24 protein-coding genes and 1 pseudogene are annotated in these 25,887 nt (G+C 38.8%); 3 read left to right on the top strand and 22 right to left on the bottom strand.

Annotated features, from left to right (window positions below; all coding sequences use genetic code 11):
- Positions 1-6: 6 nt before the first annotated feature.
- The 3 genes from alsS to lepA all read right to left on the bottom strand — a co-directional run bounded on the left by alsS (position 7) and on the right by lepA (position 4,477).
- Positions 7-1,683 (bottom strand): acetolactate synthase AlsS, encoded by a 1,677-nt coding sequence (gene alsS, locus ADF62_RS07205; protein WP_048788478.1) that lies wholly within the window; start codon positions 1,681-1,683, stop codon positions 7-9.
- 213 nt (positions 1,684-1,896) lie between these two features.
- Positions 1,897-2,238, bottom strand: a complete 342-nt coding sequence (locus ADF62_RS07200; protein WP_048788477.1) for a hypothetical protein — start codon at positions 2,236-2,238, stop codon at positions 1,897-1,899.
- 406 nt (positions 2,239-2,644) lie between these two features.
- The gene (gene lepA / locus ADF62_RS07195) at positions 2,645-4,477 is read right to left on the bottom strand and encodes a translation elongation factor 4 (protein WP_003092624.1); all 1,833 of its coding nucleotides are present in this window, start codon (positions 4,475-4,477) and stop codon (positions 2,645-2,647) included.
- A gap of 331 nt (positions 4,478-4,808) precedes the next feature.
- Between lepA and ADF62_RS07190 the strand changes: the two genes are divergently transcribed.
- Positions 4,809-6,038 carry a membrane protein gene (locus tag ADF62_RS07190; RefSeq protein ID WP_048788476.1) on the top strand — a complete coding sequence of 410 codons (1,230 nt, stop codon included), beginning with the start codon at positions 4,809-4,811 and terminating at the stop codon, positions 6,036-6,038.
- A 42-nt stretch (positions 6,039-6,080) separates the two neighbouring features.
- Here the strand turns inward: ADF62_RS07190 and ADF62_RS11195 are convergent, their stop codons facing one another.
- The 4 genes from ADF62_RS11195 to ndk form a co-directional block, all read right to left on the bottom strand.
- Positions 6,081-6,245 (bottom strand): hypothetical protein, encoded by a 165-nt coding sequence (locus ADF62_RS11195; protein ID WP_003093033.1) that lies wholly within the window; start codon positions 6,243-6,245, stop codon positions 6,081-6,083.
- 101 nt (positions 6,246-6,346) lie between these two features.
- Positions 6,347-7,111: a (S)-acetoin forming diacetyl reductase gene (locus ADF62_RS07185; RefSeq protein ID WP_003092657.1), complete on the bottom strand. Its 765-nt coding sequence runs from the start codon at positions 7,109-7,111 to the stop codon at positions 6,347-6,349.
- Between the two features lie 210 nt (positions 7,112-7,321).
- Positions 7,322-7,615: a rhodanese-like domain-containing protein gene (locus ADF62_RS07180; protein WP_048788475.1), complete on the bottom strand. Its 294-nt coding sequence runs from the start codon at positions 7,613-7,615 to the stop codon at positions 7,322-7,324.
- 1 nt (position 7,616) lies between these two features.
- The gene (gene ndk, locus ADF62_RS07175) at positions 7,617-8,030 is read right to left on the bottom strand and encodes a nucleoside-diphosphate kinase (RefSeq protein ID WP_160312382.1); all 414 of its coding nucleotides are present in this window, start codon (positions 8,028-8,030) and stop codon (positions 7,617-7,619) included.
- Positions 8,031-8,197: 167 nt separating this feature from the next.
- On the opposite strand from ndk, the gene ADF62_RS07170 reads away from it, so the two are divergent.
- On the top strand, positions 8,198-8,683 hold the full coding sequence (locus ADF62_RS07170) for a hypothetical protein (RefSeq protein ID WP_048788473.1): 486 nt from the start codon (positions 8,198-8,200) through the stop codon (positions 8,681-8,683).
- Between the two features lie 69 nt (positions 8,684-8,752).
- Here the strand turns inward: ADF62_RS07170 and trmFO are convergent, their stop codons facing one another.
- The 15 genes and pseudogenes from trmFO to ADF62_RS07095 all read right to left on the bottom strand — a co-directional run bounded on the left by trmFO (position 8,753) and on the right by ADF62_RS07095 (position 23,750).
- Positions 8,753-10,096, bottom strand: coding sequence for a methylenetetrahydrofolate--tRNA-(uracil(54)-C(5))-methyltransferase (FADH(2)-oxidizing) TrmFO (gene trmFO, locus ADF62_RS07165; RefSeq protein ID WP_048788472.1), 1,344 nt, complete (start codon positions 10,094-10,096; stop codon positions 8,753-8,755).
- Between the two features lie 117 nt (positions 10,097-10,213).
- Positions 10,214-11,590, bottom strand: a complete 1,377-nt coding sequence (locus ADF62_RS07160; RefSeq protein WP_048788471.1) for a sensor histidine kinase — start codon at positions 11,588-11,590, stop codon at positions 10,214-10,216.
- On the bottom strand, positions 11,581-12,240 hold the full coding sequence (locus ADF62_RS07155; protein ID WP_048788470.1) for a response regulator transcription factor: 660 nt from the start codon (positions 12,238-12,240) through the stop codon (positions 11,581-11,583). The genes ADF62_RS07160 and ADF62_RS07155 overlap by 10 nt, the downstream gene beginning before the upstream one ends.
- 34 nt (positions 12,241-12,274) lie before the next feature.
- Positions 12,275-13,099, bottom strand: coding sequence for a TraX family protein (locus ADF62_RS07150; protein WP_048788469.1), 825 nt, complete (start codon positions 13,097-13,099; stop codon positions 12,275-12,277).
- Positions 13,100-13,214: 115 nt separating this feature from the next.
- Entirely contained in the window at positions 13,215-15,347 is a 2,133-nt protein-coding gene (gene topA / locus ADF62_RS07145; RefSeq protein WP_048788468.1) for a type I DNA topoisomerase, read from the bottom strand.
- Between the two features lie 167 nt (positions 15,348-15,514).
- Entirely contained in the window at positions 15,515-16,354 is an 840-nt protein-coding gene (gene dprA / locus ADF62_RS07140) for a DNA-processing protein DprA (RefSeq protein WP_003093081.1), read from the bottom strand.
- Positions 16,355-16,420: 66 nt separating this feature from the next.
- A complete protein-coding gene (locus ADF62_RS07135) occupies positions 16,421-17,350 on the bottom strand; it encodes an ROK family protein (protein WP_048788467.1) in 930 nt (309 codons plus the stop codon).
- Positions 17,351-17,356: 6 nt separating this feature from the next.
- Complete coding sequence (locus tag ADF62_RS07130; protein ID WP_048788466.1) at positions 17,357-18,127, bottom strand: ribonuclease HII; 771 nt, start codon at positions 18,125-18,127, stop codon at positions 17,357-17,359.
- Positions 18,114-18,968 carry a ribosome biogenesis GTPase YlqF gene (gene ylqF, locus ADF62_RS07125; RefSeq protein WP_048788465.1) on the bottom strand — a complete coding sequence of 285 codons (855 nt, stop codon included), beginning with the start codon at positions 18,966-18,968 and terminating at the stop codon, positions 18,114-18,116. Before ylqF ends, ADF62_RS07130 begins: the two co-directional genes overlap by 14 nt.
- A gap of 128 nt (positions 18,969-19,096) precedes the next feature.
- Complete coding sequence (locus tag ADF62_RS07120) at positions 19,097-19,786, bottom strand: XRE family transcriptional regulator (protein WP_003092569.1); 690 nt, start codon at positions 19,784-19,786, stop codon at positions 19,097-19,099.
- A gap of 94 nt (positions 19,787-19,880) precedes the next feature.
- Positions 19,881-20,396: pseudogene (locus ADF62_RS07115) on the bottom strand (transcription repressor NadR).
- 22 nt (positions 20,397-20,418) lie between these two features.
- Entirely contained in the window at positions 20,419-20,946 is a 528-nt protein-coding gene (locus tag ADF62_RS07110) for an ECF transporter S component (protein ID WP_003093073.1), read from the bottom strand.
- A 112-nt stretch (positions 20,947-21,058) separates the two neighbouring features.
- Entirely contained in the window at positions 21,059-22,621 is a 1,563-nt protein-coding gene (gene ffh / locus ADF62_RS07105; protein ID WP_003092909.1) for a signal recognition particle protein, read from the bottom strand.
- A gap of 32 nt (positions 22,622-22,653) precedes the next feature.
- Positions 22,654-22,986 carry a putative DNA-binding protein gene (locus tag ADF62_RS07100; RefSeq protein WP_003092415.1) on the bottom strand — a complete coding sequence of 111 codons (333 nt, stop codon included), beginning with the start codon at positions 22,984-22,986 and terminating at the stop codon, positions 22,654-22,656.
- Positions 22,987-23,051: 65 nt separating this feature from the next.
- A complete protein-coding gene (locus tag ADF62_RS07095) occupies positions 23,052-23,750 on the bottom strand; it encodes a GntR family transcriptional regulator (RefSeq protein ID WP_003092716.1) in 699 nt (232 codons plus the stop codon).
- Between the two features lie 168 nt (positions 23,751-23,918).
- On the opposite strand from ADF62_RS07095, the gene guaA reads away from it, so the two are divergent.
- Entirely contained in the window at positions 23,919-25,481 is a 1,563-nt protein-coding gene (gene guaA, locus ADF62_RS07090; RefSeq protein ID WP_048788464.1) for a glutamine-hydrolyzing GMP synthase, read from the top strand.
- The last annotated feature ends 406 nt before the right edge of the window (positions 25,482-25,887 follow it).

Here is a 25,887-nt window from a genome sequence, read left to right as displayed (position 1 = left end):
CTCTTCTTAGTAAAATTCATCTGGCAAGATAGTTTCGCCAAGTTTAATATTATCTTTATAATCAATTGGAACATCAATAAGGACTGGTCCATCTACAGCTTGAACCAAGGCTTCTTGAAGCAAGCTAGCAAACTCTTCCTTACTTGTTGCACGATATCCTTTTGCTCCAAAGCTCTCAGCATATTTTACAAAATCAACTGGACCAAAGTCAACCCCAGATGAACGACCGTACTTCATTTCTTCCTGGAATTCCACCATATTGTAATGACCATCGTTCCAGATAATATGAACAATTGGCAATTTCAAACGAACTGCCGTTTCCAATTCTTGTGCTGAGAAGAGGAAACCACCGTCACCAGAAACAGAAATGACTTTTGTCTTAGGACGAACCAAAGCTGCAGAGATGGCCCACGGAAGAGCAACCCCTAAAGTTTGCATCCCATTTGAGAAAAGCAAATGACGTGGTTCATAAGATTTGAAATAGCGGGCCATCCAAATATAGTGACTACCAACGTCAACGGTGACTGTCATATCATCTTTGGTTTGGTCTTGCAAAACTTCAATCAAATCTAGCGGATGTACCTTTCCTTCTTCAAGTCGGCGATCAAACTTAACATCATCAACAACGTTATTCTTCAATCCTTTAAGGTATTCAACCGATCCTTCAGGTAATTTATAACCTTGAATAGCTGGCAAGAGCAAATCTAAAGTTGCTTCAACATTACCAATCAACTCACGTTCTGGCTGGAAGTAAGTATCCACCTCAGCAGGTTCAACGTCAATTACAATGATACGGGCTGAAATTTCAGCATTCCAGTTACGCGCTTCATATTCGATTGGGTCATAACCAATGGCAATAATCAAGTCAGACTTCTTAAGCAACATGTCTCCTGGTTGATTTCGGAAAAGGCCTACACGACCAAAGAAAGTATCTTCTTCAAGATCACGTGACACAATACCAGCACCTTGGAAAGTTTCAACAACTGGTAATTTAACATGTTTCAAAATCTGGCGAATAGAGTAAGTTACAGCTTCTGATGAAGCACCGTTCCCTAAAAGTAAGACCGGTAATACGGCATTTTTAATGGCTTGTGCGAGATAGTTAATATCAGAAACAGATGCTGAACCAAGTTTTGGATCTGTCATAGGCTTAATAGCCTTAACACTGACTGTAGCATCAGTTACATCTTGAGGAATTGAAATAAAGCTTGCGCCAGGTTTCCCTGATTTAGCATAGCGATAGGCATTTGCTACTGTTTCAGAAAGGGTATTAGCATCATGTACTTCAGCTGCATACTTAGTAATTGGCTCAAGCATGGCAACATTATTCATTGATTGGTGGGCACGTTTCAAAAGATCTGAACGTTTAACCTGACCACCAATAGCAAGGACAGGGTCTCCCTCATCCGTAGCTGTTACCAATCCAGTAGCCAAATTGGATACACCAGGACCAGATGTTACCAAAACAACACCAGGTTTGCCTGTAATTCGTCCAACACCCTGAGCCATAAAAGCGGCATTTTGCTCATGACGGGCAACAATCAATTCAGGTCCCTTATCTTCCAAAGTATCAAAAACCCTATCGATTTTTGCTCCAGGGATACCAAAGACATAATCAACATCATGGTTGATTAAACTATCAACCACTAAGTCCGCACCATACAATTGCTTTTCATCTGACATGAACACAGTCCTTCTGGCTCTTCAAAAACAGAGCCCACTTTCCTTTCAAGTATAGGTCACAAAGAGTTAAAGTATGCTCCATTTTTCACAAACTTTAATCACTTCACAATTCTGTTATCATTATAGCACAGTTTTTAGACAATCTTGTGAAAAAAAGATTGTGAAATTTTGCACTTCAAACGTAAAAAGAAACACCTGATTGCTATCAGGTGTTTAACTATTTTTTACCTTAGCAAACTCTCGATTGAGATAATTTTGCAAGCCTTCAAAAATTCCCAATAGCTTGAGGTAATTTGACAAGCTTGATCGCCCAGGGATGTCCACCACGTCCAAAGAAATCCTATCCAGGTCCTTTTCGTATAGAATACGGAAAGACACCACTGCTTGATCAGAAAAATAATTATCCCCTGCCATAATGTAGCACTCATAAATAATACCTACAGGATTAACAACCTTCAACTCAATACGAATTGCACCTAATCCCAAGGCCTCCACTTGCTGAAAACGTTTCAACATAGCCTGTCGCTGACTAGGAATAAAATTTGTGATATCCATAGTGGCCCTCCCAACATTCCTTTTGTATATTATAGCCTAAAGCTGAGAAAAATGCTTGTGATGGGTTTCCTGATAAGACTAAAAGCCCCATGAATCCTTATCTATCTTCTTTATATTCTCTAAGTCCGATTTTATAGTATTATCGTAATATAGTATGTGGGTTCTACATGACTAAGTACAACATATTGTTGACGACTAGAAAAATCTCATTGGAAGTTACCTTATCTGCTTTTAGGGCAGTCTGTAAGTCTGCTACATGCTTTGTATAGCCATTTCCCTAAAAAGAAAAGCATTAGTATAGTCGCAGCATAAATCCTTCCACGCTTTGAGAAGTGAAAGTTTAAAATCATCTTTATCATAACTTTTTTACAAAAATAGCCAGAACATCACATTCTGACTATTACTCTTATTTCTCATCTTCGTCCATTGAAAGTACTGACAAGAAGGCTTCTTGTGGTACTTCAACCGAACCGATGGCTTTCATACGTTTCTTACCGGCTTTTTGTTTTTCGAGGAGTTTACGTTTACGTGAAACGTCACCACCATAACATTTTGCCAAGACATTTTTACGAAGGGCTTTGATATCTGTACGGGCAACAATTTTTTGACCAATAGCCGCTTGGATAGGCACTTCGAATTGTTGACGTGGAATGATTTTCTTAAGTTTATCAACGATAAGTTTTCCACGCTCGTAAGCAAATTCCTTGTGAACGATGAAGCTAAGGGCATCGACCTTGTCACCATTAAGGAGAATATCCATTTTCACCAATTGTGAACGACGATATTCTGACAATTCATAGTCAAAGCTTGCATAACCACGTGTTGATGATTTCAATTTATCAAAGAAATCAAAGACGATTTCGGCAAGTGGAATCTGATAAATAACATTAACACGATTATCATCGATATATTCCATGGTTTCAAAATCACCACGTTTACGTTGTGCCAACTCCATAACCGCACCAACATATTCTTGAGGAACCATGATTTGAGCTTTAACATAAGGCTCTTCGATAGCATCAATGCGTGTAGGATCTGGGAACTCAGATGGGTTAGACACTTCAAGCATCTCACCGTCAGTAGTGTTAACATGGTAAACTACCGATGGTGCCGTCATGATGAGATCGATGTTAAACTCACGTTCCAAGCGCTCTTGGATAACATCCATGTGAAGAAGACCCAAGAAACCACAACGGAAACCAAAACCAAGGGCTTGAGACGTTTCAGGCTCAAATTGAAGACTGGCATCATTCAATTGGAGCTTTTCAAGGGCCTCACGCAAGTCATTGTATTTATTAGACTCAATTGGATAAAGACCGGCGAAGACCATTGGATTCATTTGCTTATAGCCATGGAGTGGCTCTGCTGCTGGATTATCTGCAAGTGTCACTGTATCACCGACACGAGTATCAGCAACAGTCTTAATTGAGGCAGCTATATAACCAACATCACCTGTCGCAAGGTAGTCACGGCCAACAGCTTTAGGTGTGAAAATACCGACCTCAGTAACGTCAAAGGTTTTGCCATTAGACATCATTTGAATCTTATCGCCTGGTTTAACCATTCCGTTAACCACACGCACTTGGAGAATGACACCACGATACGCATCATAAACAGAGTCAAAGATAAGGGCTTGGAGAGGTGCTTCCACATCACCTTGAGGCGCAGGAACCTTCTCAACGATTTGTTCGAGAATCTCTTCGATACCAATACCAGCTTTAGCTGATGCAAGCACGGCTTCCGAAGCATCTAGTCCGATAACATCTTCAACCTCTGTACGCACACGTTCAGGATCTGCAGCTGGAAGGTCGATTTTATTGATAACTGGTAAGATTTCCAAGTCATTATCAAGTGCCAAGTAAACATTGGCAAGTGTTTGTGCTTCAATCCCTTGAGCTGCATCTACCACCAAGATAGCACCCTCACAGGCAGCAAGGGAGCGTGATACCTCATAAGTAAAGTCCACGTGTCCTGGTGTGTCGATAAGGTGGAAAATATAAGTCTCACCGTCTTTAGCTGTGTAGTTAAGCTCAATGGCATTTAGTTTGATAGTGATACCACGTTCACGCTCGAGGTCCATACTATCAAGGAGTTGCGCCTGCATCTCACGACTTGATACTGTCTCAGTCTTTTCCAAGATACGGTCAGCAAGCGTTGATTTACCGTGGTCAATATGGGCAATAATTGAGAAGTTACGAATCTTCTCCTGTCGTTGTTTTAATTCTTCAATATTTGGCATTTTTATCTTTCCTAGTTCTTACTTGTGATTATAAAAAAACTAATCGTTACCTCCTATTATACAAAAAAGACAGGCTTTTGCCTATCTCTATCTACCAGATTACATAGGTTATTCATACTTAGTTGTCTTTTACCAAACATCAAAGGAATTTCTTCCTTTAATGAGTTTATTACTTTAGAAGTAGCTTTATTAGTAACAAAATTCTGAACAATTACAGATTTCCTAATCATCTTTACCTCTAAACAAAGAATATGTAATATTTTTGTTAAACTTACTAATTAAAATAGAATATAATAATCTTTTTTAGAAATAAATAGTTGAAAGGATGTTTATGTTTAAGAAAATTTTATCAGTAGCACTTGCCTACGTAGGAATCATTGTCGGTGCAGGACTCTCCTCTGGACAGGACCTTATGCAATATTTTGTTAGCTTTGGATTAGTCGGCTTATTAGGCGTTTTAGTTCTCGCTGTACTAAATGCTTTTTTTGGGAAAATAATCCTTACACTAGGAAGTTATTATCGGTCTAATGATCATTCTGAAGTATTATCTAAAATAGCTCATCCAATTACCAATAAAATCTTAGACCTATCCCTTATTATTTCTTGTTTTGTTATTGGTTTTGTCATGATTGCTGGAGCAGGTTCTAATTTGCATCAGCAGTTTGGTTTTCCTATTTGGATTGGTGCCTTGATTTGTACAGCCCTAGTCATTATCGTCAGTTTTATGGACTTTGAGAAAATCACTAATATCATTGGAATATTCACACCAATAATAATTATTATGATACTCATTATTGCTGGTCAAACTTTTATCGGTAAAAGTTACAACCTTAACCATCTAGATATGGTTGCTCGTCAACTTACACCCGCAATGCCGAATATTTGGATGGCTGTCATAAATTATTTTGCACTTTGTGTGATGACCGGTGTATCCATGGCATTTGTACTTGGAGGCTCAATTATGCGAATTGGTGTCGCCAAAAAAAGTGGTACCATTGGTGGTGCTATAGTCGGATTGATTATTGCTGTTGCTTCACTTGTCTTATTCGCTAATGTAGATAGTATAAAAGGTGTCGATATTCCCATGTTAATTTTAGCCAACAGGGTTCATCCATTGTTTGCGTTTACCTACGCAATTGTAATATTTGGTTTAATCTTTAACACTGCCTTTAGTCTTTTTTATGCTCTCGCTAAACGATTCTCAGGTGATAACGTCAAGAAGTTTCGTATTTACCTTATCACCTCGGTAATAATTGGTTTCATTCTTTCATTTATGGGATTCAAGGAACTTGTTGGGCTCATGTATCCAATTTTGGGATATATTGGAATGATCATGTTATTTGTCTTAACAGTTGCTTGGATACGAGACAAACAAAATATTAATGAAGAAATGAACTTACGTCGTCAAATGATTACTCTAATTAACAAAAAATTCCATCCTAAAAAAGTTTACTCAAAAAAAGATAAAGAAAAATATAACGCTTTAGGGGAAGAATCAATCATTCAAACAAGTGAATTAAAAAAAGATATACATGACCTTGTGGAAGATGAAAACAGCTAAAATAACAGTAAAAAAAGTCCAAACCGGTATAGTTTGGGCTTTTTACTTCTTGAAATTATCGTTATAGTGCTTATTAATAATAGCTGAACGCTTGTTCTCTATTGAACTACTTGAAAATGGAGCTAAACCAAAGGCTAGTACAACAATTCCCAATAGAAAAAGACTATAAAACGGGTGCTCAGCAATATAGTGTAAAATGTCTGACATAGGAATCCCCTTTAAAACCATAAATATTTATAATTATATTATCAGAAATATTATTTTTTATCAAGCAAAAAAGAGAGAGCATTTCGCTCTCCCTTTTAATCTTAATGGAACTGCATACCACCATCAACAATGATTGTTTGACCTGTGATGTAGTTTGAGTCAGGTCCAGCTAAGAAGCTAACTGCTGCTGCAACATCTTCAGGTTCTGACAAACGTTTGAGGGTAATATCTTTAGCAAAAGTTTGCATACCCCACTCATCATCTTTACCAGCATTTTTACCAACTTCGTGGGCAATATCAAACATCATTGGAGTCTTAACGATACCTGGTGCATAAGCATTTACAGTGATACCTGAATCAGCCAAGTCACGCGCCAAAGTTTGAGTAATACCACGAACTGCGAATTTAGTTCCACCGTATACAGTCAAGTTAGGGTTACCAACGACACCTGCTTGTGAAGTTGCATTGATGATTTTACCACCATGACCAAGTGCTTTAAATTGTGCTTGGGCAGCTTGTGCACCCCAGATAACTCCACCAACATTAATATTAAATGTACGTTGAAACTGTTCTTCAGTAATAGTGTCAAGCGGTGTTGTTGGTGCCACACCAGCATTATTAACAACAACATTCAAGTCGCCAAAGTGATCAACTACTTTTTGGAAAGCTGCTGCTACCTCAGCTTGTTTAGACACATCTACTACAACGGAAAATGCTTTGTCTTCTGACAATTCAGCAACTGCTTTTTCAGCGGTTTCAGCGTTATAGTCCAATATTCCGACTTTAAAACCATCTTCAACCAAGCGTTTTGCAATCGCAAAACCAATACCTTGACCTGCACCTGTAACAATAGCAACTTTTGACATACGAAATCCTCCTCTACCAATTAGAGTCACTGGCTTAATAAGAAGCCTTATCTCAATTGGAATACGCTAAGTTAGTCAAGTTCTGGCAAAGTCATTTTCATAGGCTTTGTCTTAACTCAATAAAAATCTTACCACTTTATGAAAGCGTTGTCAATAAATTGTCATGCTTTCTGCAAACAAATAAGATCACTACTAGTGACCTTATTTCTATTATTTTTCAAACTTAAACCCTAGGGCTTCCATATCATCCAAACCACCTAGATTAGTCACCTTAGTATAGCCTCGCTCTTTAAGGACTGAGGCAGCAAATTCTGCACGAGGTCCCATTTTACAATAGAGGTAAATGGAAGCGTCTTTTTCAGCTGGAATCTCAGCAGAAAAAAATTGTGTATGAGGAATCAAGAGGGCATTCTTAACATGACCTTCTGAATACTCTTCTGGACTTCTGACATCAATTAACAGTCCACCCTTAGCTAAATCAGATTGAATCTGTACTAAATCCATCTTACTCACCAAACCAAATCTTAATTTCTCGAGCCGCAGATTCTTCTGAATCAGAGCCATGAACAATGTTTGGAATCATGTCACCATCTGGTGCGGTTGCAAAGTCTCCACGAATCGTTCCAGGAGCAGCATCCCCAGGATTAGTTGCTCCCATCATATCACGCCATGACTTGATAACACCTGGACCAGACATAATACCAATCACTGATGGACCACTCATCATGAATTCAGAAATACTAGGGAAAAAGGGTTTATCAACCAATTGAGCATAATGTTCTTTAAGACGTTCTTCGTCAAGCGTCAGCATCTCCATGCGTTCAATAATAAAGCCACGACGTTCAATACGATCAATCACTTGTCCCATCAAGTGTCGTTTTACAGCATCTGGTTTAATAATAAAAAATGTTTTTTGCATGTTCCCAACCTTCATTGTTTTCTTTTCATTTTACCATAGGAAGTGTCATTTTGCAGATCAAAACCTTATATATTCTTAAACTATACCCTCAGAAAGAAAATAACGATTTTCAATTGAAATAAATAAAAAGTATTATAGACATAAAATCTTATTTTGAGGTGAATCTTATGACAAAATCTAAATTTCAATTAGTTGGTTCTCTCCTTCGTCCTGCGGATCTCCGTAAATACAAGGACGAAATCGAGCACCGTGACAACATCCAGTATCCTTTCTACGATGCCCTTCCTGGTTATCAAGAAACTGAAACTGCAAATATTAAGCAAATTGTGGTTGACCAAAAAGCTAACGGTATTGACATCCTTACTGATGGTGAGTTTGGACGTTCTATGTGGCATTTAGACTTTGTCTGGGGATTTAAAGGAATTGAACGCTATGTTCTAGGACTTTTGTCATCTAAAACAACTGACCTTGATGACGAAGAACGTGTCCTTGACTTGCTTGAAAAAGCTAGTCAAATCCTTCCTAAAGAGCGTCTCTTCCCTTCTCACCAATGTGGTTTCGCCTCATGTAACTCAGGTAATGAGTTGGCAACACCTCAACAATGGGCTAAAATCAAACAAGGTCAAGATATCGCTAAGAAATTCTTTGGTTAATTGATATTTCTATTCGCTCCTCTCTAAAACGAAAAGCCTTCACTCTTGTGAGGGCTTTTTATGTTCGCATTAAGCTTCTATAAAAGTTTGTAAATCTTTAAGAGCTCTCTCTGCGATCTTTTCATAACGCTCTTTCTTGTCACGAATACGTGAGCCTTCCAATTCTTTGATAATACCAAAGTTAACATTCATTGGTTGGAAATGTTTGCTTTCAGCATGTGTCACATAATATGGAAGGCTCCCGATAGCTGTTGTATGAGGAAAGATAAGTTCCTCTTCACCTTTAAAAAGACGGGCTGCATTGATTCCAGCAACCAAACCTGAGGCAGCTGATTCAACATAACCTTCAACACCAGTCATTTGTCCAGCAAAGAACAAGTTAGGGTTTGATTTTGATTGGAAGGTCTGTTTAAGCAAGTTTGGCGAATCCATGTAAGAGTTGCGGTGCATAACCCCATAACGCACAAATTCAGCATTTTCAAGACCTGGAATCATTTGGAAGACACGCTTTTGCTCTCCCCATTTAAGGTGGGTTTGGAAACCAACGATGTTATAGAGACTACCAGCCGCATTGTCCTGACGAAGCTGAACAACCGCATAAGGTGTCTTAAAATCGCCGTCACGTGGCCCCTTATAATCCTCAGGATACTCCAAACCGACCGGTTTCATAGGGCCATAAAGCATTGTTTTGATGCCACGTTTAGCCATGACCTCAATAGGCATACACCCTTCGAAATACTTTTCTTTTTCAAAGGAATTCAAAGGAGCCTCTTCAGCTGTTGTCAAGGCATCATGGAAAGCCATGAACTCTTCCTTAGTCATAGGACAGTTTAGATAAGCTGCTTCACCCTTGTCATAGCGTGACTTAAGGTAAACCTTGTTCATGTCGATAGTCGCTTTATCAACGATTGGTGCAGCGGCATCATAGAAATAGAAGCCATCTCCACCGTTAAGCTCATGAATTTTTTCAGCCAAAGCATCAGAAGTCAATGGTCCTGAAGCAATAACTGTAATGGCATCATCAGGAATTTCTGTGATTTCTTCACGGATAACTTCAATTAATGGATTGTTCTCAATTTCAGCTGTCACTGCTTCTGCATAACCTTCACGGTCAACCGCCATGGCACCACCAGCTGGAACACGGTGAGCTTCTCCATTACGCATAATGATAGAGTCCAAGCGACGCATTTCTTCTTTAAGAAGCCCTACAGCATTTGTCAAGCTATCGCCACGGAAAGAGTTAGAGCAAACCAATTCTGCAAAATTTGTTGTCTTATGCTGTGGTGTTGCTTTGACCCCGCGCATTTCATAAAGTTTTACTGGAATACCACGTTTGGCAATCTGATAAGCCGCCTCGGATCCGGCCAAACCAGCTCCAATCACGTTAATATAATCTGCTTTTGATTGAGACATGACACTAATACCTCTTCGGGAATAAGATAAAATCCTATTCCCACAAATCTTTCTTCATTTTTACTCTTAGTAGTATAGCAAAAAACTCCTCGTCTGGCGACTAGGAGTCATCTGGGTTTAAAGGGGTAAAATGATAGTCACTTTAGCACCACCCGTGCCATTGTCATTTGAAAGAGAAAGACTACCATGGTGTAAACGAATAATATCATTAGCAATAGTCAGACCAAGGCCACTATGATTGCGGCTCTGTCTACTTTTATCCTTTTGATAAAAGAGCTGAGTGGCCTTTTCAAGTGATTCAAGGGAAAATCCAGGGCCAGAATCAAGACAGACAAACTTGAACTCATCTTCTTCTACCCTAGCGGTCAAGAGCAACTGACTGCCACTGGGTGTATGCTCTACGGCATTTGAAACAATATTCATAATAGCTCGATTCAACAAGGACTTATCCCAATTGCCTATGCTTTCTTTCGCAATTTCCTTCTTGTCAAATACCACATTGATTTGTTTGGTTTGAGCTAATGACAAGGTTTGATCGTAAATGTCTTCAACAAATTCCCTAACCGAAATGTCTTCAAGCGACAGGGTTTTCTTCAAACTCATTTTGTTGAGTTCTGACAATTCTTTAACGTAAGCATCAACCTGTGCAATCCCCTTTTGAAAATGTTTTAATAAGTCCATTTGGTCTGCATTTAAGGGTGTCATGGCTAAAAGTTCCGCATTGCCACGGGAAACTGTAAGGGGCGTCTTTAGGTCATGAGTTAAGGCAGAAATTTGATTTTGCTTATCTTGCTCAGCCCTCCAATTTTCCATCAAAGATTCACGAAGTGCTACTCGCATATGATCCAAACCACTTAAAACCTGATTGAACTCCTTAATTGTAGACTGAGTGGTTTTAAAATCCAAGTCTTGTTGGGAAATTTTTTCAGTAACTTTTAATATAGGTTTAAGCTGCTGGCTTAATTTATTTGCATAGTAAAAAGTTAAAATAATAAATATGAGGAGAATGAATACAATCATTGAGCCAATCATCAATATATCAGCATTTGGAAAATGCTGATTCATCCACGCATTATGATACCTAGGTGATAATTGATAGTTGACAATGACTATACCATCTGACCGTTCAAAAGACTGAAAATAGCCGTATATCCCACCGTGAGCATTCTTGAATTGGTAATTTAGTAAGGATTCTTCTTGCAAGTTAACAGGCATGTTAGACTTTTTAAGCTTAAAATCTCTAGTTAAAAAGACATAACTCGTACCATCAGGTAAAATCTCGGGATTAAAGACCTTAGAAGTTTCAATATCACTTCTCACAGCAGACAAATCACTCTCAACTTGATTTGCTGGAATCACAACTCCAAAACGATAAGACAAACTGAACAAATACAAAATAAGAAGACTGCTGATTGCCGAGAGGATCGTCAGGCTAACGACATAAGATAACAAGATTGTTCTTAGAGAGTATTCTCGTTTTTTTATTAGTGCCACTTGTAACCAATCCCCCAGACTGTTTCAATAGGATTTTGCCCAACATCTTTGAGCTTTGCACGGATATTTTTAATATGTTCAGCCACTGCTGTTGGACTTCCTTTATCCTCATAGCCGTACAAATGCGTGTAGATTTGTTCTTTTGAAAAGACTTGACCCTTATTTTCAGCCAAAAATTGACAAATACCGTACTCCGATTTAGTCAAATCTAACAACTGATTCTCAACATAAAGCTCCTGAGCCGACAAATCAAACTGAAAATCCCCAAGTGAAAGCTTATGGTGACGCTCACGATGTTCACGTCTCAAGTGAGCAGCCACACGCGCTTGCAGTTCTTTAACCCCAAATGGCTTACAAATATAATCATCAGCACCATAAGTCAAGCCTTGGACAATATCAACCTCTTGCGTTTTGGCTGTAATAAAGAGTATAGGACAATCCACCTGATCACGAATCTCATGACAAAACTGGAAACCATCAACATCAGGCATCATGATATCCAGTAAAATCAAGTCAAAGCGTGGCAACGAGTTCTTATCCAAATCTAAAACACTTGTAAGCCCCGTCACCTTATGATTTTGAAGCTCTAAAGCCTTTACAACCAATTGAACAATATCTTCCTGATCATCAACAACAAGTATCTGAGCCATAACCTCTCCTTTCCTTCAAAGTACCCTTATCATATCATCTATAGAAGACAAATGACAAGGCGTAAAGTAGATAAATATGACTTGGATAAAAGATGTAGAACAAATATTTTGACCCTTTCCCTCTCTCACCGTTATAGCAAAGCATTAAAGGAGCTGAAAATATTTCCATCCATTCAATGTATTTAAACATTAAATCGTGAAAAGAAGGTCTGCCTAGAACAATCGCCATTAGTACCCAAACAAGACTAACACTCACAAAAGCAAGCACTTCTTTCTTAAGATTCTTATGACAAAGATACATAGCGATACCAGTCAAAAGTAACCACGTTCCTCCGTCACTGATAAATGTATGAACTGGCAGCACTGTAAAATTGAGTAAATTTAGTAGAAAACCTAACATAGGTTTGTTTGCGCTTAGCAGATAAAAAGGTACCATTAACCATGGAAGTAACAATGGAAAAAGTAAAGTTGGGAGTCCTTTAAGGTATTTCTTTTCTTGAATCCAAGCAATACCTTGAAGAGCAACGAGCAAAATTGCGAATGACGACAGCATCATATTTTGTGGAAAGAAACCATCTGGTCTAACTAGAGGATGTAGAAAATTATAGAAACCAAACTGAATCAATCCCATCAAAATTGCTAAAGCATAAATCTTTAGGAAGTATTTTTTTCGATTGTGTGTATGAACGAAACCTTCAATCACAGCAAAAAGGAACAAGGGTGCCGCTAATCTCCCAATCATAGTAAACCAAATAGGTATTTTCCCTGTATAATCAAAAAAATAATGAATATGGTCGAATACCATAGTAATTAGGGCTATATATTTGAGTTGGAAACCTGATAGACTTAAACGTTTCATAATAACTCTCCTTTCTTTTCATTCTTAGTATAAAAAACAAATTTAAGGAAAGTATCAGTTTTTCTGATAAAATACAAAAAACTATCCCAAGTTTTAACTTGAGATAGTTTTCTTTTTATTTAACAATAGATTCTTTGTAGTCACACTCTTCGTTACTACAGATGACTTGTTTGCCACCACCACGTACTTTCTTCTCGACGAGGTAATCGCCTGATTTAGGACAGTTACGTCCAACAGGGATATCCCACGACGTAAATTCACAGTCAGGATAGCGGTCACAACCATAAAAGACACGATTACGTTTTGTCTTACGTTCGATGACCTGACCTTGACCACAGGTTGGACAAGTAACGCCAATTTCTTTGGTTATGGCCTTAGTATTGTGACAGTCTGGGAAGTTACTACATGCGTAGAACTTACCATATCGACCAAGTTTGATGACCATTGGGTGACCACAGAGGTCACAATCAAAACCAGCAGGCTCATCCTTGATTTGGATTTTTTCAATTCCTTCTTCAGCTTTTTCCAATTCTTTTTGGAAAGGTTTGAAGAATTCATCAATTACCTTCTGCCATTGTTCCTTACCGATTTCGACTTTATCGAGTTTCCCTTCCATCTCGGCGGTGAATTTAACATCCACGATATCTGGGAAGAATTCTACGATTAAGCTATTTACGATTTCACCAAGTTCAGTTGGTTCAAAACGTTTAGCCACCAATTTGACATAGTAGCGACGTTGGATAACATCAAGCGTTGGCGCATATGTTGACGGACGACCAACACCATTTTCTTCCAAAGTCTTAATCAATGTCGCTTCAGAATAGCGTGCAGGTGGTTGCGTAAAGTGTTGTTCAGGCGTTGTCACAACCTTCTTAACCGTATCACCTTCAGCCATATCAGGAAGCATTTTATTTTTATCAGAGTCGTTGTAAACGGCCATATAACCGTCAAACTTGATTTGGCTACCATTTGCTGTGAAAATGACACCATTTTGAGACAAGGTCACTTTCATCGTATCAAAAACTGCAGCCGTCATCTGACTCGCCACAAAACGATTCCAAATAAGGGTATAGAGCTTAAGCTGATCCTTATCCAAATACTTAGCAATGCTCTCTGGTGTTTGGAAAACATTTGAAGGACGGATAGCTTCATGGGCATCTTGTGCTCCTGAACTATTTTTCACCTTGCTTCCATGTTTTGAATATTTAGAACCAAAGCGTTCTGTAATAAATTCAGCAGCCTGGTTTTGTGCCACCGGACTGATACGTGTAGAGTCCGTACGCATATAGGTAATCAAACCTTGAGCTCCTGAACCAAGATTAATCCCCTCGTACAACTGCTGAGCAACCATCATGGTCTTACGTGTACGGAAGTTAATCTTATTGGCAGCATCCTGTTGGAGAGATGAGGTTGTATATGGCAATGGTGCATTACGACGGCGTTCTTTTTTCTCTACCTTGTCAACGTTAAAGTCATCACTCGTGATACGAGAAAGAACAGCTTGAACATCGTCATTATTGTTGAGCTTAAGCTTTTTACCATCCAAGCCATAGAAGCTAGCCTGAAACTTCTTAGCCCCCTTCTTAAAGGCACCATCAATTGTCCAATATTCTTCTGGTTTAAAGGCCTTAATTTCATTCTCACGGTCAATAATAAGCTTAAGAGCTACCGATTGCACCCGACCTGCAGAAAGACCTTTCTTAACCTTCTTCCAAAGAAGAGGTGAAATAGAGTAACCCACAATACGGTCCAAGACACGACGAGCTTGCTGCGCATCTACCAAGTCCATGTCAATGGCGCGTGGCTCCACAAAGGCATTCTTCACTGCATCTTTAGTAATTTCGTTAAAGACGACACGATTTTTTTCCTCTGGCTCTAAACCAAGAATATGTGACAAATGCCATGAAATGGCTTCCCCTTCACGGTCCGGGTCACTTGCGAGAAAGACTTGCTTAGCTTTTTTAGCCTCTTTCTTCAATTCATTGATAAGAGGTCCTTTACCTCGAATATTAATGTACTGAGGTTCGTAGTTGTTTTCAAAATCAATAGACATACTTGATTTTTTCAAATCACGGATATGCCCAACAGAGGCTACAACTTTATAATTGCGCCCAAGGTACTTTTCAATAGTTTTTGCTTTGGCAGGAGACTCCACGATGACCAAATTTTTCTTTGGTGTCGCCCTCTTTTTAGTCGCCTTTTTGGCTGTCGTTTTCTTTGTTGTTTTAGTTTTCGTTGCTGTCGCCATAGACTATTTCCTTGTAATATTATAAACTGGCTGCGCCACTAATCTGTCTAAAATCTAGTCACAAGACATTAAAAAATGAAACATCTTGAACCAAGCAACTAACATGATACCTTCCTTTTCTTTAACTGTCAATAAAAAACTTTATCTCTATAGGAGAACTTTGATTTTCAAGAAAACTCTGAAAGAATGTCAAACCCTGTCGTGATGCACTTTGCACCCTCCTGAATCAAGTGATGGCATCCGTCTGACTTTCCATCTAAAATATTTCCTGGAATAGCAAAAACATCTCTACCTTCTTCCATGGCACGCTCACAAGTAATCAGGCTTCCCGAGCGAAGCTTAGCTTCTACGACCATAACTCCTTGACACAATCCAGAAATAATCCGATTTCGTTCAGGAAAATGGTACTTGAGAGGCTGTTCCCCCGGTCCATATTCTGTAAGAACTAAATGGTTTTTAGCCATATAGTCCTGCAAAGCTTTATTTTCTTTAGGATAATAAACATCAAGTCCTGTCCCGATAACTGCAATAGTGTTTCCCTTATTTTTCAAGGACTCCATATGCGCACAAGTATCAATTCCACGCGCCAATCCACTCACAATAGTAAACTGATTACCAAGTTCACTAACAATTTTTCGAACAGACTGCTTGCCTGTTTCAGAACAATTTCTTGCCCCAACAACAGCTAGCTTTGGTTTAATCAGTAAATCAAGATTTCCCTGATAATAAAGGAGAACAGGAGGATTATAGGTGTGCTTCAGCTCAATGGGATATTCTTTATCAAAAATCGATAACGTAGGAAAACGTTCAAACTGTTCTTTGAGTTGCTTAATATCTAAACTCTTATACTTTTCCATAAAGAGTACTGCATTTTTAGACTTGGATACCACTGCCATATCACGTAAACTCAATTTTCTATCTTTAGTCTTTTGATAGTCCAAAATATTTAAGATATTCAAATTCGTCAACCCAGCGGCTTTAAGTTTAAAAAGTTCAAAATTATTCATATAGATACCTCCTTTTCTTTATTCGCAACAGAAAAGAAAAAAGCTCCATTATGGAACTTTCCTTGATTATAAATCATTTTCAGAGGCAAAATAAGACGCCGCCCCTAATAGGTTACTATCGTTATGGAAATGACAGGCTTGAAGAGTTATAGGCTCAAAACCTAATTCAGACTTATCATTAAATAACTCCTCATAAGCATCGCATATTCCTTCAATTAAAGTATCTTGCCTACTGATACCACCACCGATAACAACTTTCTCCAGCCTAAAGAAGCTCTGCAAATTTAGTACAAGAACAGCAATTTCATGACAATAGTTTTTAAATAAAAGATTTAGATCTTCCGATTGATTTTCCTCTATCACTGAGAATACTGTTGGACCATCGTCTTGATTTAACCCAAGTAACTCACTGGCTTCATGAATAAAGCCTACTGCAGACCCTTTGTTATCGACAAGACTTACTAAGCCATGCATAAACAATTCCCACTGGAAGGGAAGAGAGGTTTGACTCATGCTTTGGGGACTTGGAGCTCGCAGATATTGGGTAACTGATAGAGGTGATAGCAAGTCCTCCTGTGAGACAAGTCCTAAACCAACACCCGTACCTAAAACCAAGGCAGCCCCACAATCTAACTCTTGTAGACTTCCATATCTGGCTTCAGCCAAAGCCGCTGCATCAGCATCATTGATAACCTTTACAGGCAGTTGAAATGTTTTAGTCAATCGTGACCCAAGTGGAATAGCCGTTAAATAAGGGATAAGACCGCCCTTGAAAATGAAACCACGTTTACTATTTATTTCTCCTGGGCACGCAATGGCAATCCCAGAAATGATATCCTTGTGAGACGAGACAATATGCTCTAAAGTCAACCAAAAGTCGTCTAACGTTGGTGGTGTTGGAACTTTAGATTGATTGCTAATCTTAAAATCATCATCAACTACATCAACTAACCCAAACTTGATAAAGGTTCCTCCGATATCAATAGCTAAAATCACGCCACTTCACCTACTTTTTATTATTGACTTTATTGGTTCGAAGCTTCTTCTATGAATTGGTGTAACACCAAATTTATCTAGGCCAGACAGATGATCCTTGGTACCATAGCCTGCATTTTTGGCAAATGCGTAACCAGGAAACTCCTGATCATAGTCAGCCATCATCTTATCACGGGTTACCTTTGCTACGATAGAAGCTGCCGCAATTGATAAAGAATTAGCATCCCCTTTTATAATTGATGTTTGTCCTATTGGTAAGTCCAAAGTCATGGCATCAATTAACAAATGTTCAGGTTTGGGACTAAGATTTTCAATAGCTTCAGCCATAGCAAGCTTGGTTGCTTCATAAATATTGACATCGTCAATCACATGGTTGTCCTTAATACCAACCCCAACAGCAACTGCTTCCTTCATCACCTGCTTATAAATAGCTTCATGTTTTGATTTTGGAATTTTTTTACTGTCATTGAGACCTTTTATTTTGCAAAACTTTGGTAAGATAACCGCTGCAGCTACCACCGGCCCAGCCAAAGGGCCACGTCCAACTTCATCAACACCTGCAATGAGTTCAACTCCCTGAGCATAAAGTACTTTTTCGTAACTGAGCATCATCTCTAAGCGTTCTTCCTCAGCAATCTCAGCTTGGATAGCCTTACGGCGTTGCTTAATTGCAGTCTGTACACCAGCTCGACTATCTTCCTCAAAACTTGCCCATCGTTGATCGTCAAGATCTATCAATGCTGCCAATTGCTCTTTGACTTCTTTAATTGTCGCCATCAGTATCGATCCCAACAATATCAAGTGTGTAACGACCTAGTTTTCCATCACGAACTTCTTTGACAAATAGATTATAGAAACGGTCATAATCTTCACGGAAGCCAAGTTTTCGAGTCATTTCCATTATGATTTCTGGTGCCTCTTCCTCAAGGTCAATCCCTTTAAAGCGTTCCTCTAAACGTTCAGGATAGTAAGTTTTAAAATAACTAAGTCCAAAAATCGTAACTTCATCCATTGGCAAGAGCTGGTCCTTGATGGCTCCGGTCAAAGCAAGCTTCAAGCCGACCAATTCATCTTCAAACTTAGGCCACAAAATCCCCGGAGTATCAAGGATTTCCAAGTCCTTATTAGACTTCAACCACTGTTGACCTTTTGTCACACCAGGTTTATTTCCTACAACGGCAATTTTTTTACCAGCCAAACGATTCATCAAGGTAGATTTCCCAGCATTTGGAATCCCAATAATCATGGTTCTCAAGGTCTCTTTCTGAATACCACGTTCACGTAATCGTTGAATCTTGTCAGCCATAAGACTCTTAGCAGCATCTGTCACCAATTTAACTGTAGATTGTTCCTTGGAATTAATGGCCAAGGTTTTAATCCCTTGACTCTCAAAATAGCTACGCCACTCTTTTGTACAATTACTATCAGCAAGGTCAGCCTTATTAAGAATTAAAAGTTTTGGTTTATCACCAACAATTTTAGTCAGCATGGGATTTTGACTTGACAGTGGCAAACGTGCATCCACTAAAATTGTTACAAAATCAACATGCTTAAGATTTTCCTGAACTTGTCGACGGGCTTTGGACATGTGACCAGGAAACCATTGAATAGTAGCCATGTATATCTCTCCTCTTTATTTTCTTAGTAAAATATGATTTAAACTCTTTAAAAAAAGCCAAAGACTTGGCTTCACTTTACTTATATTATATCAGATTTAGTTTAAGATGCCCAATCGATAAAAGTTGACTAAGCCTCAACAGGCATAAAGTTACCGACAATTTTACCAATGATTCGGGGATCTTCGTCATAGGGTGCGAACTTATCACCATAACGTTTATTGAGAGAAACTAATCGTAGTCCATCTTCCTCGCGATAAACTTTTTTGATATAGGTTTGACCGTCCCAGTCTACAGCATAAACAGCTCCATCATAATCAAAACCCGTTTGTTTGATTAGTACTACTTCACCATTTAGGTAGGTAGGTTCCATAGAGTCTCCAAATACCCACGATGCAAAATCATGATCTAATTCTTCATCATAGAAAACTTCATCATAGTTGCCATCACCAAAGTAAGTGTAACCAGTTCCGGCTGATAAACGCTCGAAAACTTTGTAAGAGTAAAGCGAAATAACAGGTGCTTTCTGCTTTTCTGCTTCTTGCTCTTCTAGGAGAGCCTTAGTAAGTCGCAAAGCTTCCTGACGATTTTCCTCATTTAGTTCCAAGTAAACTTCTACAATCTCATGTTCAGAAAGAAAATAGGTCTCAGCTACGCCAAAAAGTTCAGCCAAAATCGATAGGTTCTTTTGATTTGGTTTCGTCTTACCATTTTCCCAATTAAAATAAGAGGAGCGAGAAATTCCTAGATGCTTAGCCACTGCTGCCTGACTCATTCCTTGTGCTTCTCGAATTTCCTTAAGTCTTTGTCCTGAAAACATGGCTACCTCCGTAAGTTAATAAACTAACATAAGTTTATCAAAAAAAGCAGTTGTTTTCAAGTGAAACTAACTACTTTTACATTTCTCTTTTATCTCATTCTTTAACTAAAAATCCTAGATGATTTAGTGCCTCTTCTATATAAGCCATATCCTGCTCACTATCTGCTTCGACAAGATGGTAATGAACGCCATTTGTTAAATCAGATAAGGGGCGAAAGTCATTTGACGATGATTGATCTAAAAAATGACTAACATCTCGACGACAAGTCTATTTCAACAAAGTCTGAATTTCTCCATAGACTGGATGATCTATCATGATATTTTGAATACGGCCTCCATTATCAACAATAGCCAAAAGCTCATCTTTCATATCTGACACAGTATGATTCACCTTAAACAGCCTACGTACATAAGAATTGTCATCGCTACTTTTAAAGATATATCCCCTATTAGTTGAAATAATCTGGGCACCATCTGCACGTAAAAGTGCAATATCTTGAACAATGATTTGACGTGTCACACCAAAATGCTCCGCCAAACTCTGTCCATTTATTGCCTCTTTAGCTCCCTTTAAGAGTGCCAATAATTCTTGTTTTCGATTTGAAGCTATAGACCAACCACCCCTCTTTCAACTAGCGTATTTTTCGAATACTTTTAAAAATTGATAATGCTATAACATAGTCTATCATACTATGGACAATAGTACCAAAACCAACTAAAACAAAGAGAACATAGAACAGTTTTTGGAAATCCTCTCCTGTTACTGAATAAAAAATCACACAAGCAAGAACTTCACCTATAGCATGGATAAGCCCTAAAACAAAGTTAAAAAGCAATGATGATTTATGATTTTCTATCGTTCGTGGAAATTTTTTCAAATAGAGTGCGCCTAAAAAACCAAATATAATATGAGAAAAGGCTCTAAAAACAACCACAATCGGATAGCCAGCCATAAAGTATCCCAAACTAGAAGCTAAGATAACAAAAACAGTTACCCAGGGAGATATAAACATAGCTAGAAATATTGGAACATGACTCCCCAAAGTATACGAAGCCGGTGGGATGATTAGTTTAATTGGCATGATACTTGGGATAAGGATAGCAATTGCAGTTAATAAAGCTGCAAAGGTCATTTCTTGAATTCTCTTTTTAGGTTTCATGATTTACTCCTTTTTACTGTATATACATTAGTATGTTACAGTGTATAGTTATATAAGTCAATATTTTTCAGAAAAAAACACTAGCGCAAAATGCCCTAGCGTTCTAAGTTTCTTATTTACGTTTTTTCTTAGCTTTCTTCAACTTGTTAGCTTGCCGCTTCATCGCATGTTTCATGGCAAATGAACCAACTTTACCTTTAAGACCACCACCAAGCATTTGGCTTAGATCCATATTCCCTAGATCTGGCATACCAGCGCCACCCATCATGCCTTCAAGAGCAGACATGTCCATATTACCCATATCAGGCATATTTGGCATGTTTTTTGGCAGATTATTTGGGTTAAGACCCATTTGACGCATCATTTGTTCCATGTCGCCAGACATAACGCCTTGCATCATTTGTTTGGCTTGATTGAAATCTTTAATAAACTTGTTTACTTCGATGAAGGTATTTCCCGAACCATTGGCAATACGGCGACGACGGCTTGGTGTCAAAAGATCTGGATTTTCACGCTCTTCTGGTGTCATTGATGACACAATGGCACGCTTGCGAGCAATCTGTTTCTCATCTACTTTAACATTAGCCAAGGCAGGATTGTTAGCCATACCTGGCAACATCTTAAGCAAATCCTCCATAGGACCCATATTTTGCACTTGGTCTAATTGGTCGATGAAGTCATTGAAATCAAAGGTATTTTCACGCATCTTTTCAGCCAACTCAAGAGACTTTTTCTCATCGTATTCTTGAGAAGCTTTTTCAATAAGGGTAAGAAGGTCACCCATACCTAAGATACGGCTTGACATACGGTCAGGGTGGAAAGTCTCGATATCCGTAATTTTCTCACCAGTACCTGTAAATTTAATCGGCTTACCAGTGATCTCACGAATAGAAAGAGCCGCACCACCACGTGTATCACCATCAATTTTAGTAAGAACGACACCTGTGATATCTAGTTGTTCATTGAACTCCTTGGCAACGTTAGCAGCTTCCTGACCAATCATACTATCTACAACCAAGAGAATCTCATTTGGATGAGCAAAACCTTTGATATCACGCAACTCTTGCATGAGGGTTTCGTCAATCTGCAAACGACCAGCCGTATCAATCAAGACATAGTCATTCTTATTGGCACGCGCTTGTTCCAAACCATTTCTGACAATCTCAACCGCCGGTGTCTCTGTACCCATATCAAAAACAGGAACATTGATTTGTTGCCCTAAAGTCTTCAACTGGTCAATGGCTGCTGGACGATAGATGTCCGCTCCAATCATCATTGGACGGGCTTCTTGTTCTTTAATCAGCTTATTAGCCAATTTACCAGCAAAGGTCGTTTTACCAGCCCCTTGAAGACCAACCATCATAATGATTGTTGGAATCTTTGGAGATTTCTCAATTTCAGATGTTTCAGACCCAAGAATCTCTGTCAATTCTTCATTAACAATCTTAATGATTTGTTGTGAAGCATCAAGAGTATCAATAATTTCGTGACCTACAGCGCGTTCACGAACACGTTTGATAAATGTCTTAACAACTGGTAGAGCTACGTCTGCTTCAAGAAGTGCCAAACGAATCTCTTTAGTGACTTCTTGAACTTCTTTCTCTGAAAGTTTTCCTTTACGTCTTAAATTTTTGAAAACGCCTTGCAAGCGTTCCGTTAAGCTTTCAAAAGCCATATATCATTTCCTCTCTTACTCTCTGCTTGAATCTAATCTCTATTATCAATGCTACTAAGCACAGCAATTTGTTCCTGAAGATAGCTATCATCAGGGTATTTTTCAATGATATCATCAAAAATTTGGTTACGGACGATGTAATCTGAATACATATGTAATTTCATCTCGTAAGCTTCTAAAATCTTCTCAGTACGCTTGATGTTATCATATACGGCCTGACGACTCACACCAAATTCCTCGGCAATTTCTGCCAAACTATAATCATCCGCATAATATAGCTCAATATAGTTCATCTGCTTATCTGTTAACAAGGCTGCATAGAACTCAAACAGGGCATTCATGCGATTGGTTTTTTCAATTTCCATAAGCTCCATTTTACCATAAAATCATGGTGTTAGCACCATTCTTATGCAGAAAAAAGCAGTGACTTCTAATTGTTCTCCAAATAAAATTCAAAACGGTCGCCAACATAGTAACTTCTTACATATTCGAAAGCCTGTCCGTCTTGGAGGAAGGAAATTTGTATCAGACTCAAGAGAGCATCACCGGTCTTAACCTTAAGGTGCTTGGCTAGACTACTATTGGCCGAACTTGCTGATATGGTCTGCTGACTTTTTCCTATTTCATAGCCATTATCGGTCAGTGTCTTGAAGAAATGTTCGGTAATATCTGATTCCTTAAAACCTCGGATAATTTTCTCAGGGATACTGGCAATTTCATAGGCAACCGGAATGTCATCGGCAAAACGAACACGTTCCATACGAATGACATGGGACTGTGGCAAGACACCTAAATTCTTGATTTCGAACTCATTTGGATGTAGACGTTGATACGAAATAAGCTCACTAGACGGCTTCTTGCCTTGGGATTTGACAATCTCAGTAAAACTCGTAGTTCCACGCATTTTTTCCTTAACTCGACTGCTAGCCACAAAGGTTCCACTGCCTGGTTTGCGTTCTAAAATCCCCTCATCCACTAAAAGTGTTATCGCCTGGCGCACAGTCATCCGACTCACATCAAAAGTCTCGCAAAGATCTCTCTCGCTAGGAAGACGTTGCCCGATTTTCCAAGCACCATCATCAACATCTTCCTTTATCTTATCATGTATCCGAATATACGCTGGTAACATCAAATCCCCCCTCCTTTTTTCCTATTTTACAAAAAAAGTGACATAATTGTAAAGATAAGTAAGGGACTTACAGTTTCTCGTATAAATCTAGGTGCTAAGTCCATAAATTTGTGATACAATGATTGCATAAGAAAGAGTCCATGTGTGACGTAAAAAGAAAGGGTAATAATGACTGACATTTCTACTTTGAATGATGTGCAGAAAATCATTGTTCTAGACTATGGTAGCCAATACAATCAGCTGATTGCACGTCGTATTCGTGAATTTGGCGTTTTCTCTGAATTGAAGAGCCATAAAATTACTGCTGATGAAGTCCGTGCCATAAATCCTATCGGTATCGTACTTTCAGGTGGTCCTAACTCTGTTTATGCCGAGGATGCTTTCGGTATTGACGAAGAAATTTTCGAGCTTGGTATCCCAATTCTTGGTATCTGTTACGGAATGCAACTTTTGACCCACAAACTCGGTGGTAAAGTTGTTCCTGCTGGTGAAGCAGGTAACCGTGAGTATGGCCAATCAACACTTCGCCTTCGTGCCCAATCAGAGCTCTTTGCTGGAACTCCTGAAGAACAAGTCGTTCTGATGAGCCACGGTGATGCTGTTACAGAAATTCCAGAAGGTTTCCATCTTGTTGGTGACTCAGTGGATTGCCCATTCGCTGCGATGGAAGATACTGAGAAAAACTTCTATGGTATCCAATTCCATCCAGAAGTTCGTCACTCTGTGTATGGTAATGATATCTTGAAAAACTTTGCTTTTGGCATCTGTGGTGCCAAAGGTGACTGGTCAATGGCTAACTTCGTAGATATGCAAATTGCACAAATCCGTGAAACAGTTGGTGACCGTAAAGTCCTTCTTGGGCTCTCAGGTGGGGTTGATTCATCTGTTGTTGGTGTCCTTTTGCAAAAAGCTATCGGAGATCAATTGACATGTATCTTCGTTGACCACGGTCTTCTCCGTAAAGGTGAAGGTGACCAAGTTATGAAGATGCTTGGAGGTAAATTTGGCCTTAACATTATCCGTGTTGATGCTTCTAAACGCTTCCTAGACCTCTTGGCTGGTGTTGATGATCCTGAGAAAAAACGTAAAATCATCGGTAACGAGTTTGTTTACGTCTTTGATGACGAAGCAAGCAAACTTAAAGGTGTAGACTTCCTGGCTCAAGGAACACTCTACACTGATATTATTGAATCAGGTACTGAGACAGCTCAAACAATCAAATCTCACCACAACGTTGGTGGTCTTCCAGAAGACATGCAGTTTGAATTGATTGAACCACTTAACACCCTCTTTAAAGATGAAGTCCGTGCCCTTGGTACTGAGATGGGAATGCCTGATGAAGTCGTTTGGCGTCAACCTTTCCCAGGACCAGGACTTGCCATCCGTGTTATGGGTGAAATCACTGAAGAGAAACTTGAAACTGTTCGTGAGTCTGATGCTATCCTTCGCGAAGAAATTGCCAAAGCTGGTCTTGATCGTGATGTATGGCAATACTTCACTGTTAACACAGGCGTTCGCTCTGTCGGTGTTATGGGTGATGGCCGTACTTATGACTACACTATCGCTATCCGTGCTATCACTTCAATTGACGGCATGACAGCTGACTTTGCGAAACTTCCATGGGAAGTTCTTCAAAAGATTTCTGTTCGTATCGTTAACGAAGTTGACCACGTTAACCGTATCGTCTACGATATTACAAGTAAACCACCTGCAACTGTAGAGTGGGAATAAAATATAAACCTAATTTAAAGTGACTTGATTGATTTAACAGCATTTTGAATTGTTTTAAAACGCTAAAATCTAATTACTTATATTTGGTTCCCCACCAAATACCCCACCAGAAAGAAATTCTGGTGGGGTATTTTTATATTAAATTTTATTCACCTATTCTTTGATGCTTTACAAGCTTTCTTAAGACGTGTTATTCAGCAACATTCTTCTATGATTATCAATATGGTTTACCTAATATTCCTACTACTTTAAGTTTTCAATTATTCACTTATACAAAAATTCTTAAAAGCTGATAATAACAATAATAAGTTTTTAAATCTTAAAAAGAAAAGAATTTGGTTTATTTTTCTACCATTTGTCAAGTATAATACGGTTTCTGATTCAACATTATTTCTGAAAGTGCATA

Source organism: Streptococcus sp. 1004_SSPC (assembly GCF_001069025.1).
GTDB lineage: Bacteria > Bacillota > Bacilli > Lactobacillales > Streptococcaceae > Streptococcus > Streptococcus vestibularis.
Note: the sequence above shows the minus strand (reverse complement) of the source record. Positions and strands in the feature narration are given on the sequence as shown.